Consider the following 16,716-nt stretch of genomic DNA (forward strand, 5'->3'; position numbering starts at 1 on the left):
AATACATTAGAAAGACTTTATAGAAAAAGACAATCCTCTGAATTCTTTATAACTCCAGAATTGGCAAAATCTTTATGCTCTATATCCTACGAACTCAACAGGCAAATTGGAGTATTAATTGATAGGTCAGGCAATATAACTCATGTCATAATAGGAACTGCTCACTCAATTTTTATTCCTCCACTGGAAGATTTTCCTATCGGAAAAAAGCAATTAAGAGGTTTAAGATACATCCATACTCACTTAAACAAAGAGATGCCTGACAGAGAAGATATAACTGACCTAAGACTTCTCAGATTTGATCTTGTTGCTGTTTTAACACATGAGAAAGGAATACCTGAAACTGTTCATATTGTTCATCTTTTACCTTATGGAAAACAAAACCAATTTGAAATCATTTCATCAAATCTTTATTCTCTTAAACACAATTTTAAAGAATTCATAGATAATCTTGAAGCAGAAATGGATAGAGCAAGAGTTATTGATATGCAAGACCCTCGAGAAAAAGCTATTCTTATCAGTGTATCTACTGCTCCAAAATATATTCTTGAGGAACATATGGAAGAATTAAAAGACCTTGCAGAATCAGCAGACCTGATTGTAATAGATAAAATTATTCAAAGAGTAAAACAGATAAATCCAAAATATCTTCTTGGTGAAGGAAAACTCAGAGAATTAATTATTAAAGCAATGGATATGGGAGCAACACTTTTGGTATTTGACCAGAATTTAACTCCATCTCAGATAAGAGCAATAACTGATATGACAGAGTTAAAAGTAATAGACCGTAGCCAGCTTATACTTGATATTTTTGCTAAAAGAGCTCATACAATGGATGGAAAAGTTCAGGTAGAACTTGCTCAACTCCGTTACATGCTTCCAAGACTTACAGGTAAAGGAACTGCTATGTCAAGACTTGCAGGAGGCATTGGAGGAAGAGGACCTGGAGAAACAAAGCTTGAATTAGATCGCAGAAGAATAAATAAAAGAATCCATCATCTTGAAAACGAACTTGAAAAACTCACGCTGGCAAGAATTGAAAGAAAAAAACGCAGAAAAGAACTTTCAATCCCTATTGTCTCAATTATAGGATATACAAATGCTGGTAAATCCACACTTCTTAATGCTCTTACAAAAAGTTCAGTCTTTGTTGAGGATAAAATGTTTGCAACCCTTGATACATCCTCAAGAAGACTGAAATTTCCTGAAGAAAAAGAGCTTATAATTACTGATACAGTAGGTTTTATCAGAGACCTCCCCGATGACCTTGTAGCAGCATTTAAAGCCACATTGGAGGAACTACAAGACGCATCTTTGCTTATTCATCTTGTTGATATTTCTAATCCTCAATTTGAAAATCATATTGAGTCTGTAAATAGAATTTTAAGTCAATTAGGGCTTGATATAAAACCTGTTATTCTGGTATTTAACAAAATTGATAAACTCTCATCATTGGAAACAAAGCAAATTTGTAATAGATACAATGCAATCGGAATCTCTGCAATAGATAAAAAAACTCTTATCCCACTAATAGATGAAATAAAAAATAGACTCTGGGAAGAAAAAGTTACTTGTAACGCTCCACTTTGAATCTGTAAATTTCCACATCAGAATCATACGGGTCAATACCTGCTTTTAGTTTAGCAATTCTTAGTTGTTCATCTACTGTATTAACACCTTCTATATCTGGAAGCAATAATCCCCTTTGCCATCCCTTTACAACAATTACTCCGTATTTTTTAGGGTCAAGTTCATCAAGACTTTTAACAGGTTCAGGTGGGCTGAGTATATCAACTGAATATTCCAATTCTTGAAGTTCCTGAGGATGAACAGGAGGAAAGCGAGGATCTTCTGTTGCTGAAGCTATAGCATTTCTAACTATTTCTGTGTATATATTTTCAGTGGTAGGAACAAATGTTCCTATACAGCCACGAAGTTGACCTTTTTTCTTAATTGAAACAAATACCCCTGCTTTTTTATTCATCTCAGGGGGAATCTTATCAGGGATTGTGGGTATTTTTCCGGTTTTTACATATTCTTCCACAGTCTTCTTAGCAAGTTCTACAAATGGATGCATAGTAAAGTATACACTAAATTATTCATACAAATCCAATAAAACATCTGGAAAAGTTTGACAATTTAAACATTTTTGTGATATATCTTTAAAAGATTGGGGAGTCGTCTAACGGCAGGACGGCAGACTCTGGATCTGCTTGTAGGGGTTCGAATCCTCTCTCCCCAGTATTTTTAAAGGTCCCATCGTCTAGCCAGGTCTAGGACGTAGCCCTCTCAAGGCTAAAACACGGGTTCGAATCCCGTTGGGACCGTTTTAATTTAGACAATAAATTTGACATATGAAAAAATGTTTTTATTTAACAATTATATGTTTCATATTGCTGAATTTTAATATCTCTTCTGGTGAGACATTTTCAGTCTCGCAGGATACAACAATTATTGGAAAACTCCAAACTCATATATTAAAAAACAAAGAATCACTTATAGAAATCGCAAGACATTACGATTTAGGTTATAATGAAATCGTAGATGCCAATCCTAATTTGGATCCTTTTGTGCCCGGAGATGGAAACAAAGCAATAATTCCCACTTTCTGGATTCTACCTGATAGAGTGAACAACTTTCAGGGAATTATCATAAATCTTTCTGAAATGAGACTTTATTATTTTCATAAAAAATCCAAGGAACAATTAGTTACAACATTTCCAATTGGTATAGGTGATGATGGAGTTGAAACTCCAATGGGTAAATTTAAAATATCTCATAAAATTGTTAATCCTCCATGGTATGTTCCAGAGTCAATAAAACAGGAAAGACCTGAACTTCCAGCAGTTGTTCCACCAGGTCCGGAAAATCCACTGGGAACACATGCAATGAGACTTTCTGGTTTAAGCTATCTGATTCATGGGACAAACAGACCATGGGCTGTTGGCAGAAAGGTTACTCATGGTTGTATAAGACTTTATCCAGAAGACATTCCAAAATTATTTGATATAGTTCCTGTTGGCACAGAAGTAATAATTGTAAGACAACCTGTAAAGGTTGGTAGAGTCGGCAATGAGGTTTACATTGAAGTCCACAGAGATGACCAATTAAAAGACTATGATTATCTTAAAAACGCAATAGAACAGCTTGCTAAGAAAGGACTTTTAAAACATGTGGATACTTTCAAACTTTACTATGTAATAAAACAAAAAAGTGGAATTCCCACCTCTGTAAGCATCAAAAATAAAGAGCCACAAATCCTGCCTTCGGATTCGTGGCTCTAAAAAAATCTAAACTACTTCTTCTGCTGAAGCTCAAATGCTTTTCCTGCTTTTTGTGAAGCAGCTTCTGCTCTCTTTGCTGCATCCTCTGCTCTCTGAGCAGCAGCTTCTGCTTTCTTTGCTGCTTCATCAGCCTTTGTGCAGCAGTCATCAACCTTCTTATCAATAGCGTTAACTTTTGATTCAAGATTATTTACTTTGCTTTCAAGTTTTCCTATTCTGTCAACCAGAGGGTCAATTTCCTGTTTAACATAGTCCTTTGTTGCGCAACCAAAAGCAAAAATAAACATAGCAGATACTACAACTAATAAAAACTTCTTCATCCTTTCTCACCTCCTTTCTTGAAAAAATTCCAATTAATACAACTTTAGCTCAAAATTAAAATTTTTTCAACCCTTTTAAATATCCTTCTATAAAAATATCTCCTCCAAACATTCTTATTTTTAAATCTTTGATTTCAAAAGCTTCATCAAGATTTTTATAAATATTACCTCCAATGCTTGGATAAGATTGTGCACCGCCTATTATCTTTGGTGCAATAAAAATCATCAGTTTATCAACTATCCCGCTCCATAAAGCATAACTATTTAGTGATGAACCTCCTTCTATCATTAAAGAAGTTATCTGTCTTTTTCCTAATTCTTCCATAAGCCATTGAAGGTCTACTTTTTCTGAAGAAAAAGATACAATTTCTATCCCTCTATGTATAAGATGTTTTATATTTTTATCATTTAATTTTTTCTCATGCACTACAGCTATGGTATTTGGAGGAGGATTATAGACATGATAATTGAGAGGAATCTTGAGTTCTGGGTCTATTATAACTCTCAAAGGATTTTTTCCACCTTTTATTCTTGATGTAAACATCGGATTGTCTTTCAACACGGTTCCGTAAGCAGAAAGCAAAGCATCAACTCTTGAACGTATCAAATGCACAAATTTTCTTGATTTTTCTGATGTAATCCACTTAGACTCACCTAAGGGAGTGGCAATTTTGCCATCAAGAGTCATTGCTATTTTAAGAATTACAAAAGGACGGCTGGTTGTTATGTATTTTATATAAAACTCATTTAGTTTCTTGACTTCTTCTTCCAGCACTCCTTCTATAACTTTAATTCCATGATTATTTAAAATTTCTACACCCTTTCCTGATACCTTCGGATTAGGGTCCCTCATACCAATAACAACTCTATTAATTCCTGAGTTTATTATAGCGTCTGTGCATGGAGGTGTTTTTTTATCTTTATGACAGCATGGCTCAAGAGTCACATAAAGAGTTGCACCTTTTAAAGATTCATTTGCATTCCTTATAGCTTCAGCTTCAGCATGGGGTAAACCTGCTTTTTTATGATAGCCTTCTGAAATAATTTTTCCATTTTTGACAATCACAGCACCAACCATTGGATTTGGAGACGTTCTCCAGTTTGCCTTTTTTGCCAAAAGCAATGCTTTTTTCATAAAAAATTTATCGTCTAATATATTGCTTTGCATTGTTTAATTGTAACATATTTAAACCATTTGTAAGCATTAGAGGTATGGTAATTAATAAATAAAAATTGATTTTTTTAATCTGATTCTGTATAATATGGAAGCTATGAATCTCTTCAATAAAAAAGAACAAATAAAGGGAATTATAGAATCTTTATTGTTCATTGCTGAAAAACCTATTTCTACAAAAATCCTGCTTACAATACTAAATATATCTGAATCGCATCTTAAAGAAATTATCTTTGAACTTATGGAAGAATATAAATTAAGGAATTCAGGGATTATCATTATTAAAATTGAAGATTCTTATCAAATGGTTACAAATCCTGAATATGCTGAATGGATAAAAATATTTCAAAAAATACATACACATAATAAACTTTCTGAACAGGCACTTGAAACACTCGCTATCATAGCTTATAGACAACCTATTACCAAGGCAGAAATAGAAAAAATAAGAGGTATAAACTCAGATTATGCAATAAAAAGCTTAATAGAAAAAAAACTTATAAAAATTGTAGGTAAAAAAGAATTACCTGGTAGGCCTTTTCTTTATGGAACAACAAAGGAATTTTTAAAACTTTTTGGTATTTCAAGCTTAAACGAATTACCGGGGTTGACTGATTTTCAAAAGATAAATGCTGCATAAGGAGGTGATTTATATGGGTAAAATATTTATTTTTTTAATTAGTTTAATGATTTTTCCCTGTCTTGTATTTGCTCAGACATATACAGTAAAAAAAGGTGACAATATCTGGCAGATTTCAAAAAAATTTAATGTTTCAATTAGTGATATTAAAAAAGCAAATAATTTGAAAAATAATAAATTGCAAGTAGGTATGAAATTAGAAATCCCTCAAAAAAATGAAAAAATTACAAAACAATCAAAATCAAATGAAGCAGAATATCACATTGTCAAAAAAGGCGATACACTATTCAGAATTGCAAAGAAATACAATATATCAGTAGAAGAACTGAAAAATCTTAACGGTTTAAATAGTAATAAACTTAGCAAAGGACAAAAACTTATTGTAAAAGCTCCTGAGAAACCTAAAGAAAATATCTCCATAAGAGAGAATGAAAAAGTTCCTGTTTTAGCTTCGGCAAAATTAGATATAGATGAAAAAGCAGAAGAAATAGAAGAGATTAAAGCATCAGAAGATCTTTCCCAAATGAGTCTCACAGAAAGGCTGCTTTTATTTGCAAAAAAAATGCTTCATCTCCCATATAGATTTGGTGGAAACAGTTTTAACGGACTTGATTGTTCCTTTTTTGTCAAAAAAGTATATTCAATGGTTGGTATAGAACTGCCAAGAAGTGCAAGAGAACAGTTTACAATGGGAATTCCAGTTAAGAAAGACGAACTTCAGCCAGGTGACCTTGTATTTTTCAGAACCTATGCAAAATTTCCATCGCATGTAGGAATTTATCTTGGAGACAATCTATTTATTCATGCATCAACAAGATCAAAAAAAGTAACAATTGATAGTTTAGAAGCTCCCTATTATCTGAGCAGATTTATTGGTGCAAAAAGGATTCTGGGTATTGATAAAGAAACCATTGAAAAAGCTATTGAAGAGCTTAAAAATAATCAAAGCTAATTAGAATAAAATATTTTCCCCATATCTGTAGTATCATAACCACCAAGTTTTTCAACTGCTTTTCTAAATTCTTTGTCTTCCTGTATTACCCTTAAAACTGCTTGAATTATTTTAAGCTCAAGAAATTCATAGGGAATCAAAATATCGTATCTTTCCTTAGCTACTGGTATAAAATCAAGATCAAGTGCCTGTGCAGCAGCAAGAATACCCAGTCCTACATCAGCTCTACCTGTAAGTACCGCTGAAGCAACTCCCATGTGAGTATATTCATCTGTATCATAGCCTTTTATCTGAGATGGTGATATTCCCAGTTCTTTTAAATGTTTATCAAGTAATAGCCGTGTTCCTGAACCTGCCTGCCTGTTTATGAAAACTACATTTTCATTTGTAAGGTCATTAAATCCTCTAATGTTTTTAGGATTTCCTTTTTTCACAATAAATCCCTGTATTCTATAAACAAGATTTATAAGAACAACTTTTTTATCAGGCATAAGTTTTTTTATAAATGGGATATTATACTCACCAGTTACTTCATCAAGAAGATGAGTGCCTGCCATATGAGCTTCTCCTTTTTTAATTGCAACAAGACCACCCATTGAACCAACATGAGCAGAGGAAAGAGTAACGTCAGGATAACTTTTTCTTAAAAAATTATATAAAACATCAAGCGTATTATCATGACTGCCGATGCATACCACGGTATTGTTAATTTCCTCTTTATTTCGCCATAAGTTAACTGTTACTTCAGACCCTTGTGAAAACCCCTCAGAACCTTTGGGAATAACAATATATCCATCAGCTCTTACAACAGACATTAAAAGTCCAGCTCCTCTTCCCATAGGCGTTACTATATATTTTCCCCCTACCCTACCTACTTTTACTCTAACAAACTCATCAACTCCCATATTTGAAGAAATTTGTCTTGACAGTATTGCTTTAAGTTTTTCTTCCTTTTTTACAGATATACCCAAAAAAAGTTCAATTAAGGGTTTAACAAAAAGGTCAAAACATAGAAATGCTGATACGGGATATCCAGGAATTCCTAATATGGGTTTATTTTTGATAAATCCTGCAATAAAAGGTTTACCAGGTTTTATTGCTACACCATTTATAATGACATTGCCAAGCTCATTAATGACTTTATATGTAAAATCTTCCTTTCCGTATCCAGAACCTGCATTTAAAAGCACCATATCACATTCTTTGATAGCATTTAAAATAGCATTCTTTATTTCCTTTTCTTCATCTGGAACTATTGGATAAACCTTCGGCTCTGCTACAGCCTCTTTAATCAAATTTTCTAAAACAGCTGAGTTATATTCAATCAGTTCTGGTGGTTGCGGCATTCTTTCTTTAAGTTTTTCTGGGGGAATTAATTCTGAACCTGTAGGAATAATCCCTATAATAGGCTTCTTTCTCACCTTTATTTCAGTAATTCCACTTGCTAAAATAGCTCCAATATCAACAGCTCTGACTACATGGCTTTCTGGAATTATAAGTTCTGTTGCAACAATATCTTCTCCAATTGGTCTTACATCATTATAGGGAGGTACAGAGGAATAAATCTCTATAAATCCATCTCTAAGCGTTACATCTTCAATAGGGATAACAGCATCAAAGCCTTCAGGGAGAGGGTCTCCTGTTTCAATCCATTGAGCATCAACACCTATTTGAAGTCTTACAGGCTCTCGTTCTGTTGCTAAGAATGTTTTTTGGGATTTAACTGCATATCCATCCATTGCAGCTGAATGGAAATAAGGAGAAGAAAATTTTGCTAAAACAGGCTCTGCTGTAATTCTTCCTAATGCGTTTTTAACTAAAATAGTTTCAGATTCAGTAGGAACAGGTATTATTTTTTTTAAGTTGTTAAAAAGTTTTTCCTTTGCTTCATCAAGTGATATAAGCTCGTGAAAAACCTTTTTCCCCATTACTTTATTACTCTTAACCCAATAAAATTAGGAGATCTTCTTATATATCCTTTTTTTTGAGCTACTATGTCAAGAGGTAAACTAATCAGGTCAATCAAAAATGGATCTCTGTATTTAATATAGTGATTTTCTCTGAAACTTTTTATATAAGTGTTACATTCAAGACAAACTTCTGCTCTTATTTCTTCATCATCAAGAAGTATTTCAATTTTACTTGAATCCTTATTAAAGCAATAAGGACATCCTATTCTGAAAAAGCTTCCACCATGTTCACAAAGTGGACAAATCATTATTTTTTCATTATTCTCTGTAATCATAGCAAGAGATGAATCTGTTCCACAAACAGGACATTTACCTGTATCCATAAATGATGCCTGTTGTCCTTCCTTCCTCAGAAATACAAAAAAAGGTTTACTCAATATAAAAAGCATCCTTTCCAGTTCTTCTTTTGAAAGTTCCTCACTTTGTATGGGAAGAAACCAGAGACTATCAGGCTCTTTTATTATGTCTTTGCCAGATTTTATAATTTCATCCTTTAGAAAAGATATGGATTCAAAAGGAATATTAAAAATAGAGGAAAAATTTTTAAGAACAATATCAATCAAGGCAATATCATTGTCAAGTTTCACTCTTTCTTTTTCTTGTTTACATTGCTCTGTTAAATTTTTTATTTTTTCATAAAGCTCAAGTGGGCTCTGTAAATGAGGCTTCTCTTTTATTATTTCTTCAATTTTCATAAATCCTCCTCAATAGAAATACTTATGGAATATCAGGTGGTTTTATTTTTAAATCTTCGCCACTCAGGGCTTCAACAAGAAATGTTTTTAAAACTTTTTTCTCTTCTTCAGTCAAGTTAAGAGGTTTCAAAACTTTATTACCTTCTCCTCCACCCTTATTAAAAAAGTCTATAACTTCATCAAGACTCTTGAATATACCATTATGCATATATGGAGCAGTTTTTGCAACCTCTCTCAATGTAGGTGTTTTAAACGCTTTATAATCTTTTTGTTTTTTGGTTTTGAAATATCTCCCGAGGTCTTCCTTGATATTCATGTAGTCTGGATATTTATTTATCTTTGCTACATATCTTCTTGTAACAATAAATTTGTCTTCATTAGCATATTTTGGATTTTCAGGAACCATAAGCGCATGAAATTCCTGATCACTTAAGTAATAACCATAATGACAATCTATGCATTTTCCTTTACCTGTAAATATCTCAAGTCCCCTTTTAGCTTCAGAAGATAATGCGTTTTTATCTCCTTTGAGATATCTGTCAATAGGCGCATTTTTTGAAATTAAAGTTCTTTCAAAAGCAGCAATAGCCTTTGCAATCAATTTAATATTTACATCCTGTCCAAAAATCCTCTTAAATGCTTCTCTGTATTCAGGCACTATTCTAATTTCTTCCTCTACAAAATCAAGATTTTGATTCATTTCAAAAGGTGACATAATGGGAAACTCTGCCTGTTCTTCTAATGTTTTAGCTCGTCCATCCCAGAAAAGATGTTTAGCATAAGCAGAATTCATAAGAGTCGGAGCATTCCTGAAGTTTCTTGTGGTGGGATAACTTAGAGATATCTCAGAGGCATCTGTAAATGCCTTTTCAGGATCATGACAGCTTGCACAACTTGTTGTTCCATCACCTGAAAGTCTTCTATCAAAAAACAGCTTTTTACCAAGTTCTATTTTTTCCTGAGTCATTGGGTTATTCTCAGGAACAGACACCGCTGGTAAAGGCTCAATTTTCTTTTTCTTTTTTTCAGAAGCAAAGCCTTCAATATTAAAAAACAAGGCAATCAAGCATAAAAAAATTAAAATACTATTTCTTCTTAACATTTTCAAGTTCCCTGAAAATTATCTCTTTAAAGTATTCGCTGTCTCTAACACCAAGCACTTTTATACCATTAATATAAAAGGCTGGTGTTACATAAAGATCAAGTTCTTTTGCAAGCTTTAAATCTTTCTCAATTATTGATGCACCTTCCTGATTATCTATTGCTTTTATAAATTTTTCTACATCCATATTCAGCTTCTTTGCGTAATTTATGAGTGATTCTCTGTCAAGTCTTGGAGAGTTTTTTATTAATAACTCATGCATTTCAGTAAACTTTCTCTGTTTCCAAGCCTCTACTGCTGCTTCAGCTGCAATTCTTGAATAATCTCTATACCGATAAGGGAAAAATTTTATAACAAGCTTAACCTTGCCTTCCAGTTCTTTTACCAATCTATCTATGGTCGGACCGACCTCCACGCAGTGTGGTCACTGATAATCAATAAATTCTATAATTGTAACAGGTGCATCCTCATTACCAATGACAGGAGAGTTTTCAATAGATAGATTATATCTCTGGTCAGCAGCTATAGCAAAAGAATAAAAATAGAAAATAAAAAAAAGCATCACAAAAATTCTAAATTTTTTCATAATCTATTCCCTTTAAAGTTATTTTGAAACAATTATAACAGAATTAAGATGAAATAAAAAAGGAACAGAATAAAAAAATTTAAAAATAAATGCCCCCTGCAGGGATCGAACCTGCGACACCAGGTTTAGGAAACCTGTGCTCTATCCTACTGAGCTAAGGGGGCTTAAAAAATTATAGCAAAAAATTAAATCAAAATGCCAAGTCTATACTTTGTATTTATAAGCACTTGACAAAATTTTTAAAAGTGGATAAAATTAGTCAACAATAAAATTTAGGAGGGAAGTATGGACACAGTTTTATTAAGCAGGCTACAGTTTGCTGCAACTGCAGCCTTTCATTTTATCTTTGTTCCTCTTACTCTCGGACTATCCATTCTTGTAGCCTACATGGAAACAAAGTATGTAAGAACTGGAGACAAAGACTACTTAAGAATGGCAAAGTTCTGGGGGAGGCTTTTTGTTATTAATTTTGCCTTAGGGGTTGTTACGGGAATTACTATGGAGTTTCAGTTTGGAATGAACTGGGCAGAATACTCCCGCTATGTAGGCGATATTTTTGGTTCACCACTTGCGATTGAAGCAACTGTTGCCTTCTTTCTTGAGTCCACTTTCCTTGGTGTCTGGATTTTTGGCTGGAATAAAATATCTCCAAAACTTCATGCCCTTTCCATCTGGCTTGTGGCTTTAGCTACCAATCTGTCTGCTTTATGGATTTTGATTGCCAATGGCTGGATGCAGCATCCTGTGGGATATGTAATAAATAATAACCGTGCTGAGATGGTTGATTTCTGGGCAGTTGTAACAAATGCCTACGGGCTTCTTAAATTTGCCCACACTGTTCTTTCAGGCTGGGTAGTAGCAGGATTTTTTGTGCTTGGAATCTCAGCCTACCATCTGCTCAATAAAAATGAAACCGAATTTTTCAAAAAGTGTCTAAAAATTGGTGCTATATTCGCTCTTGTAAGCTCCATATTGGTTGCTGCAGTTGGTGATTTTCATGCAAAGGAAGTAGCACATACTCAGCCAACAAAGCTTGCAGCAATGGAATCTCTTTGGAACACCACTACGAACGCACCTATGTATTTACTCCTTATCCCAGACCCTGAAAATGAAAAAAACTCAGTTGAGGCAATAGGAATACCTTCAATGTTAAGTATACTTGCTGGAAAAAAGGAAATCAAAGGCTTAAAAGAGTTTTCACCCTCTGAAAGACCTCCTGTTACTCTTACTTTTGTGAGCTTTAGACTAATGGTTGGATTAGGTTTTCTCTTTATTCTGCTTACTCTTTTGGTTTTGATAAAGTTTAGATATATTGAAAACAGTACAATTTTTTTAAAATTACTTCTTTGGTCAATTCCTCTTCCCTATATTGCAGGTCAGCTTGGCTGGATTGTGGCAGAAGTAGGGAGACAGCCATGGATTGTTTATGGACTTCTAAAAACAACTGATGCTGTATCAAAAGCTGTTGAGCCCTCACAGGTTTTAGCATCCTTAATTGGCTTTACAGTCTTTTATGGTGCATTAGGCATAATTGATATATACCTTCTTGCAAAATATGCAAGAAAAGGTCCTGAACCAAAGGAGGTGTAATCATGGAGTTTCAAATTATATGGTTTATTTTATGGGGATTGCTCTGGGCGGTATATTTTGCTCTTGATGGATTTGACTTTGGAGCAGGTATTCTTTATCCATTTATTGCAAAAGATGAGATGGATAAAAAAGCAGTAATTCATGCAATAGGACCTGTATGGAATGGTAATGAAGTATGGCTTATAACTGCTGGAGGTGCAACTTTTGCTGCATTCCCTACTACCTATGCCTATATGTTTAGTTATCTTTATACGCCGCTCCTTATAATCCTTTTTGCCTTAATTTTACGGGGTGTTGCTGTAGAGTTCAGACCAAAAGCCGTAACAGACACACAAAAAAAACTGTGGGATATTGGTATTTTCTTAGGAAGTCTCATTCCCTCTTTACTTTTCGGTGTTGCCTTTGGAAATATATTTATGGGGCTAAAATTTGATGATTCTGGTTACTATGGAACACTATTTAGCCTTCTTAATCCCTATGGATTACTTGTAGGTTTGTTATTTCTTTTCACATTCATAGTTCATGGAGGATTATGGATATCTCTCAAAGTTCAAGATACCTTAGCAGAAAAAGCAATGGCAAGAGCCAAAAAATTCTGGTATCTACAGGCTATATGCGCTGTCTTATTTCTTATTCTTACAGCAGTATTTACAAATCTTTACGATAACTTCCTCAAACTTCCCTTTTGGTTTGCTGTGCCTGCATTGGCTGTAACATGTCTACTTGTAACAGGCTTTTATATAATGAAAAACAAAAGAGGTAGAGCTTTCATTTCATCAGCCTTGTTCATTATATCTCTTGTATTTAGCGGTATCATAGGGCTTTATCCAAATCTTATTCCTTCTTCAATTGACTCTAAATACAGTCTTACGCTATTTAACTCTTCCTCAAGCCCTTACACTTTGAAAATAATGACAATTGTTATTATAATTTCTGTTCCGATTGTTCTTTTTTATCAGGCATGGACATATAAAACATTTATGTATAAAATTACAGAAAAAGAGCTTAAGGAGGAAGGCTATTAAAGGACTACAGATTACAAGGGAAACAGATTATGCAATTAGAACTGTGCTTTATCTTTCAGGTAAAAAAGATTACTCTGCACGGGCAGAGGAGATATCACAACAGATGCAAATTCCAAAAAGCTTTTTAAGGAAAATACTGAAACAGCTTGAAAAAGTAGGATTAGTTCAACTTAAAAGAGGGGTAAGCGGTGGCATAAAACTTTTAAGAGAGCCTGTAGAGATAACACTGTTTGATGTAATAGTTGCAATGGAAAAAGCAGTAGCTTTAAACAGATGTGTAATAAATGACAAAATCTGTGGACTAATCTCTCACTGTCCTGTACATCCTGTCTGGTTTAAAGTTAGAGAAAGGCTTATTCAGGCTTTACAGGAAATTAAATTTCAAGAATTAGCTAAGGGGGCTGCTTCATAAGGCAGTCCCTTCAAACATATTAATCCATTCCTTAAAAATTCTGACCTTTTCTTCACCGTATCTTGAAAGGTCTTTGATAATCTCATCAACTGTTCTTACTCTTACTGAACCATCAGATTCTTTTGAGAAAAATTTATCTGCATAGGCAATTATTTTTTCCTCTAATGTAATGGGGATCATGTCTCTTTGAGGTAAAGGAAGATTTTTTTTAACTATTTCTTCCTTTGTTATTCCTACGCCAGTGTGTCTCTCGCAAACAAGAGCATGATTAGGATATCCCTCCTTTTCAAGTATTTCTTTTCCAAGATAACCATGAGCTAAATAGGGATATTTGCCATGACAATCAAATCTCGGAGTATTTGTCATAAAAATTCCTATGTCATGCAACATTGCTGCCTCATAGATAAACTGTTTATCTGCATTTAAATTTTCCGCTATTTTTACTGCTTTTTCCGCAACTTTCTGTGAATGATTAACAAGAATAATAAATGCCAAACTTTGAGGACTATAGTATTTTTTTATGACTTCTAATGGATCCATTTTTTCATTATATCATGAAATTCTAATACGAGTTGCAGGTAAAATTTTAAGAAAAATAATTCCTCCAGCTAAACATATTAAAGAATAAAGTTCAAGCACTGGTTTAACACCAAATCTGTCAACAAGAATTCCCGCAAGTAAATTCCCAATTGGAGTAAATCCTAAAAAAACAAACGCAAAAAAACTCATTATTCTTCCTCTGAGTCTTTGTTCTGTCTGATGCTGAATAAAGCTGTTACTCACAATAAAAAAATTAACTAAGGCAAAACCTATTATAAAAGCAAATGAAATTGTAATGTAAAATTCATTGAAAAATGCAATTCCGAAAATAGCAACAGGAAATAAAAGTGATGCTCTAAAAATGTGATTTAGCTTTTCTTTAATATCTTTTTTTAATGCTATGAGAATGCCAGCTAAAAGTGAACCTGCTCCTATAGATGAGACAATTATACCAAAACCCTTAGCTCCAACATTTAAAACCTCTCCAGCTATTATAGGCAGTATTGTCATAAAGGAAAGGCCAAATAATGTAAAAATTCCCACTGCACAAATTGTATACAAAATTTGTTCATTTTTAAGAAGAAACCTAAATCCTTCTTTCAAACTTTTTCTGAAAGAACTATTTTCTGAAGCACTTAAAGGAAAGTCTGGTTTAATGCTCAGAAGAATTAAAATAAGAGGTATAAAACTCAATGCATTAAGGTAAAAACACATATAAAAACTCAAATGAGTCACAATAAATCCTGCAAAAACAGGTCCTGCAATTCTTGCGATATTAAAAGATATTGATTGCATTGCTACAGCAGTAGTAATCATCTCATGAGATACTATTTCAGTTATAAAAGCCTGCCGAGCCGGCATATCAAAAGCAGTAGCTACTCCAAGAATGAAAGATGCTGCGGCAATATGCCAGATATTTATAACATTTAAGTGAATAAGGATGCCAAGAATTACAGCAGGTAAACATGATAAACACTGAGTTACAATTAAAATATTTCTCCTTGGATATCTGTCAGCTATTACACCTCCAAATAATGTGAAAAGAAGCGCAGGGAATGAAGCAAGAAAAGAAATCAATCCGAGATAAAAAGCGGATTTAGTAAGAACATAAACAAGCCAACTCTGTGCTATTTGCTGCATCCATGTGCCACTTAAAGAAATTATCTGACCTATCCAGTAAGCTCTGAATTCCTTAATTTTCAATGGATGGGACATCTTTTATTATATCATTTTATGTTCTTTTGACTTGCCTTATAGTATGAAGAACTTTTTATTTTTGAGTTAAAAAACATTTATGAGAGCTTTATTCAAGTTCTTGTTTAATTATTTCAATAGTTTCCATGACTTCATCAACCGTTGTAAATTTTCCTGTGCTTATTCTTATTGAGGAGAGAGCATCTTCAGGAGAAACACCCATTGCAAGCAAAACATGGCTTGGTTTCCTTGTTCCTGCATGGCAAGCAGAACCTGATGAAATTGCGACTTTGCCAGATAACCTCTCAACGAATTCATCTGCCAATATACCTTTGATTGAAATATTTATTGTGTTTGGAAGTCTTGGAGCTTTCTTTCCGTTAAACTTAACATTATGAATCTCAAAAAGTCCGTTAAGTAATGGCTCTGTAACATGATGAAGATGTTCGGTTATTTGAGAAAACTCTTGAGAGATTATTTCACTTGCTTTTCCTAATCCTGCAATATAAGCAGTATTTTCAGTCCCTGGTCTTAAGCCTTTTTCATGAGATGCGCCCAAAAGCACAGGCTTTATAATAAAATTTTTTCTTATATAAAGCGCTCCAATTCCTTTAGGTGCATAAAATTTATGCCCTGCTAAACTAAGCATTGTAACAGGAAGTTCATTTACAGAAACAGGAACTTTTCCAATACTCTGAGCGCAATCTGTATGAAAAGGTATTTCTTTTTCAAGAAGAATCTCTCCAATTTCTTTAATTGGCTGAATTATACCTGTTTCATTATTTGAGTGCATTATAGTTACAAGAATCGTATCCTTTTTTATTGCTTTCTTTACATCTTCTGGATCAACAATGCCTCCAGGACTTACAGGAAGAAAAGTTACATCATATCCCATGCGAAGAAGTTGTCTGCATGGATTAAGCACTGAAGGATGTTCAATTGAAGATGTTATTATATGCCCTTTGCTAAAACATAAAGCTCTTCCAAATATTGCAAGATTGTTTGACTCTGTGCCTCCTGAAGTAAAAATTATCTCTTCAGGTTCTGCTTCAATAAGTTCTGCTACTTTCTTTCTTGCAGTTTCAATGATTTTTCTTGCGTTTTTACCATAGCTATGAGAGCTTGAAGGATTTCCGAACTCCTCAAAAGTTCTTATTATTTCTTCTTTTACTCTTGGTTCTAAAGGAGTTGTTGCATTGTAATCAAGGTAAATCATGTTATATAAATTTATC

The 16,716-nt window shown here is 33.6% G+C and carries 18 protein-coding genes and 3 tRNA genes; 9 read left to right on the plus strand and 12 right to left on the minus strand.

Annotated elements, in window-relative coordinates; translation table 11 throughout:
* Window positions 1-60 precede the first annotated feature (60 nt).
* Window positions 61-1,590, plus strand: coding sequence for a GTPase HflX (gene hflX, locus FLY87_RS05560; RefSeq protein WP_012545622.1), 1,530 nt, complete (start codon window positions 61-63; stop codon window positions 1,588-1,590).
* On the opposite strand, the gene amrA is transcribed toward hflX, so the two are convergent.
* Window positions 1,568-2,077 carry an AmmeMemoRadiSam system protein A gene (gene amrA / locus FLY87_RS05565; protein WP_012546745.1) on the minus strand — a complete coding sequence of 170 codons (510 nt, stop codon included), beginning with the start codon at window positions 2,075-2,077 and terminating at the stop codon, window positions 1,568-1,570. The genes hflX and amrA overlap by 23 nt on opposite strands.
* Window positions 2,078-2,171: 94 nt before the next feature.
* Here amrA and FLY87_RS05570 point away from each other — a divergent pair.
* From FLY87_RS05570 to FLY87_RS05580, 3 genes are all read left to right on the plus strand, one after another.
* A tRNA-Gln gene (locus FLY87_RS05570) sits at window positions 2,172-2,242 on the plus strand.
* Between the two features lie 10 nt (window positions 2,243-2,252).
* Window positions 2,253-2,327: transfer RNA gene (locus FLY87_RS05575), tRNA-Glu, on the plus strand.
* A 66-nt stretch (window positions 2,328-2,393) separates the two neighbouring features.
* Window positions 2,394-3,284, plus strand: a complete 891-nt coding sequence (locus FLY87_RS05580; RefSeq protein ID WP_164924847.1) for a L,D-transpeptidase family protein — start codon at window positions 2,394-2,396, stop codon at window positions 3,282-3,284.
* A gap of 11 nt (window positions 3,285-3,295) precedes the next feature.
* On the opposite strand, the gene FLY87_RS05585 is transcribed toward FLY87_RS05580, so the two are convergent.
* Both FLY87_RS05585 and ribD read right to left on the minus strand, forming a co-directional pair.
* Window positions 3,296-3,604, minus strand: a complete 309-nt coding sequence (locus FLY87_RS05585) for an Lpp/OprI family alanine-zipper lipoprotein (RefSeq protein WP_012545357.1) — start codon at window positions 3,602-3,604, stop codon at window positions 3,296-3,298.
* Between the two features lie 55 nt (window positions 3,605-3,659).
* Window positions 3,660-4,739: a bifunctional diaminohydroxyphosphoribosylaminopyrimidine deaminase/5-amino-6-(5-phosphoribosylamino)uracil reductase RibD gene (gene ribD / locus FLY87_RS05590; RefSeq protein ID WP_038059103.1), complete on the minus strand. Its 1,080-nt coding sequence runs from the start codon at window positions 4,737-4,739 to the stop codon at window positions 3,660-3,662.
* Between the two features lie 136 nt (window positions 4,740-4,875).
* Between ribD and scpB the strand changes: the two genes are divergently transcribed.
* Both scpB and FLY87_RS05600 read left to right on the plus strand, forming a co-directional pair.
* On the plus strand, window positions 4,876-5,418 hold the full coding sequence (scpB, locus tag FLY87_RS05595) for an SMC-Scp complex subunit ScpB (protein WP_200855655.1): 543 nt from the start codon (window positions 4,876-4,878) through the stop codon (window positions 5,416-5,418).
* Between the two features lie 13 nt (window positions 5,419-5,431).
* Window positions 5,432-6,370: a C40 family peptidase gene (locus FLY87_RS05600; RefSeq protein ID WP_012546752.1), complete on the plus strand. Its 939-nt coding sequence runs from the start codon at window positions 5,432-5,434 to the stop codon at window positions 6,368-6,370.
* Here the strand turns inward: FLY87_RS05600 and FLY87_RS05605 are convergent.
* The 6 genes from FLY87_RS05605 to FLY87_RS05625 form a co-directional block, all read right to left on the minus strand.
* Window positions 6,367-8,298, minus strand: a complete 1,932-nt coding sequence (locus tag FLY87_RS05605; RefSeq protein WP_141266522.1) for a molybdopterin biosynthesis protein — start codon at window positions 8,296-8,298, stop codon at window positions 6,367-6,369. The two genes, FLY87_RS05600 and FLY87_RS05605, sit on opposite strands and share 4 nt — an antisense overlap.
* Window positions 8,298-9,035 carry a formate dehydrogenase accessory protein FdhE gene (gene fdhE, locus FLY87_RS05610; protein ID WP_012544950.1) on the minus strand — a complete coding sequence of 246 codons (738 nt, stop codon included), beginning with the start codon at window positions 9,033-9,035 and terminating at the stop codon, window positions 8,298-8,300. The genes FLY87_RS05605 and fdhE overlap by 1 nt, the downstream gene beginning before the upstream one ends.
* Before the next feature lie 22 nt (window positions 9,036-9,057).
* Window positions 9,058-10,137 (minus strand): cytochrome-c peroxidase, encoded by a 1,080-nt coding sequence (locus tag FLY87_RS05615; RefSeq protein ID WP_141266524.1) that lies wholly within the window; start codon window positions 10,135-10,137, stop codon window positions 9,058-9,060.
* Entirely contained in the window at window positions 10,121-10,552 is a 432-nt protein-coding gene (locus tag FLY87_RS05620; protein WP_169720706.1) for a thioredoxin domain-containing protein, read from the minus strand. The genes FLY87_RS05615 and FLY87_RS05620 overlap by 17 nt, the downstream gene beginning before the upstream one ends.
* A gap of 9 nt (window positions 10,553-10,561) precedes the next feature.
* Window positions 10,562-10,723, minus strand: a complete 162-nt coding sequence (locus FLY87_RS10150) for a hypothetical protein (RefSeq protein ID WP_169720705.1) — start codon at window positions 10,721-10,723, stop codon at window positions 10,562-10,564.
* Window positions 10,724-10,813: 90 nt separating this feature from the next.
* Window positions 10,814-10,887: transfer RNA gene (locus FLY87_RS05625), tRNA-Arg, on the minus strand.
* A 121-nt stretch (window positions 10,888-11,008) separates the two neighbouring features.
* Between FLY87_RS05625 and FLY87_RS05630 the strand changes: the two genes are divergently transcribed.
* From FLY87_RS05630 to FLY87_RS05640, 3 genes are read left to right on the plus strand one after another with little or no spacing between them, the layout of a single operon-like run.
* Entirely contained in the window at window positions 11,009-12,313 is a 1,305-nt protein-coding gene (locus FLY87_RS05630; RefSeq protein ID WP_012545853.1) for a cytochrome ubiquinol oxidase subunit I, read from the plus strand.
* Between the two features lie 2 nt (window positions 12,314-12,315).
* Window positions 12,316-13,338: a cytochrome d ubiquinol oxidase subunit II gene (gene cydB, locus FLY87_RS05635; protein WP_028842426.1), complete on the plus strand. Its 1,023-nt coding sequence runs from the start codon at window positions 12,316-12,318 to the stop codon at window positions 13,336-13,338.
* Window positions 13,256-13,750, plus strand: a complete 495-nt coding sequence (locus tag FLY87_RS05640; protein WP_012544996.1) for an Rrf2 family transcriptional regulator — start codon at window positions 13,256-13,258, stop codon at window positions 13,748-13,750. The genes cydB and FLY87_RS05640 overlap by 83 nt, the downstream gene beginning before the upstream one ends.
* Here the strand turns inward: FLY87_RS05640 and FLY87_RS05645 are convergent.
* From FLY87_RS05645 to FLY87_RS05655, 3 genes are all read right to left on the minus strand, one after another.
* Window positions 13,745-14,290, minus strand: coding sequence for an HD domain-containing protein (locus FLY87_RS05645; protein ID WP_028842425.1), 546 nt, complete (start codon window positions 14,288-14,290; stop codon window positions 13,745-13,747). The two genes, FLY87_RS05640 and FLY87_RS05645, sit on opposite strands and share 6 nt — an antisense overlap.
* 12 nt (window positions 14,291-14,302) lie before the next feature.
* Window positions 14,303-15,493, minus strand: a complete 1,191-nt coding sequence (locus FLY87_RS05650; protein WP_181405994.1) for an MFS transporter — start codon at window positions 15,491-15,493, stop codon at window positions 14,303-14,305.
* Between the two features lie 100 nt (window positions 15,494-15,593).
* A complete protein-coding gene (locus tag FLY87_RS05655; RefSeq protein WP_028842423.1) occupies window positions 15,594-16,700 on the minus strand; it encodes a cysteine desulfurase family protein in 1,107 nt (368 codons plus the stop codon).
* Window positions 16,701-16,716: the final 16 nt, after the last annotated feature.

The organism is Thermodesulfovibrio sp. Kuro-1, assembly GCF_006538445.1.
In the GTDB taxonomy this organism is placed as follows: Bacteria; Nitrospirota; Thermodesulfovibrionia; order Thermodesulfovibrionales; family Thermodesulfovibrionaceae; genus Thermodesulfovibrio; species Thermodesulfovibrio yellowstonii.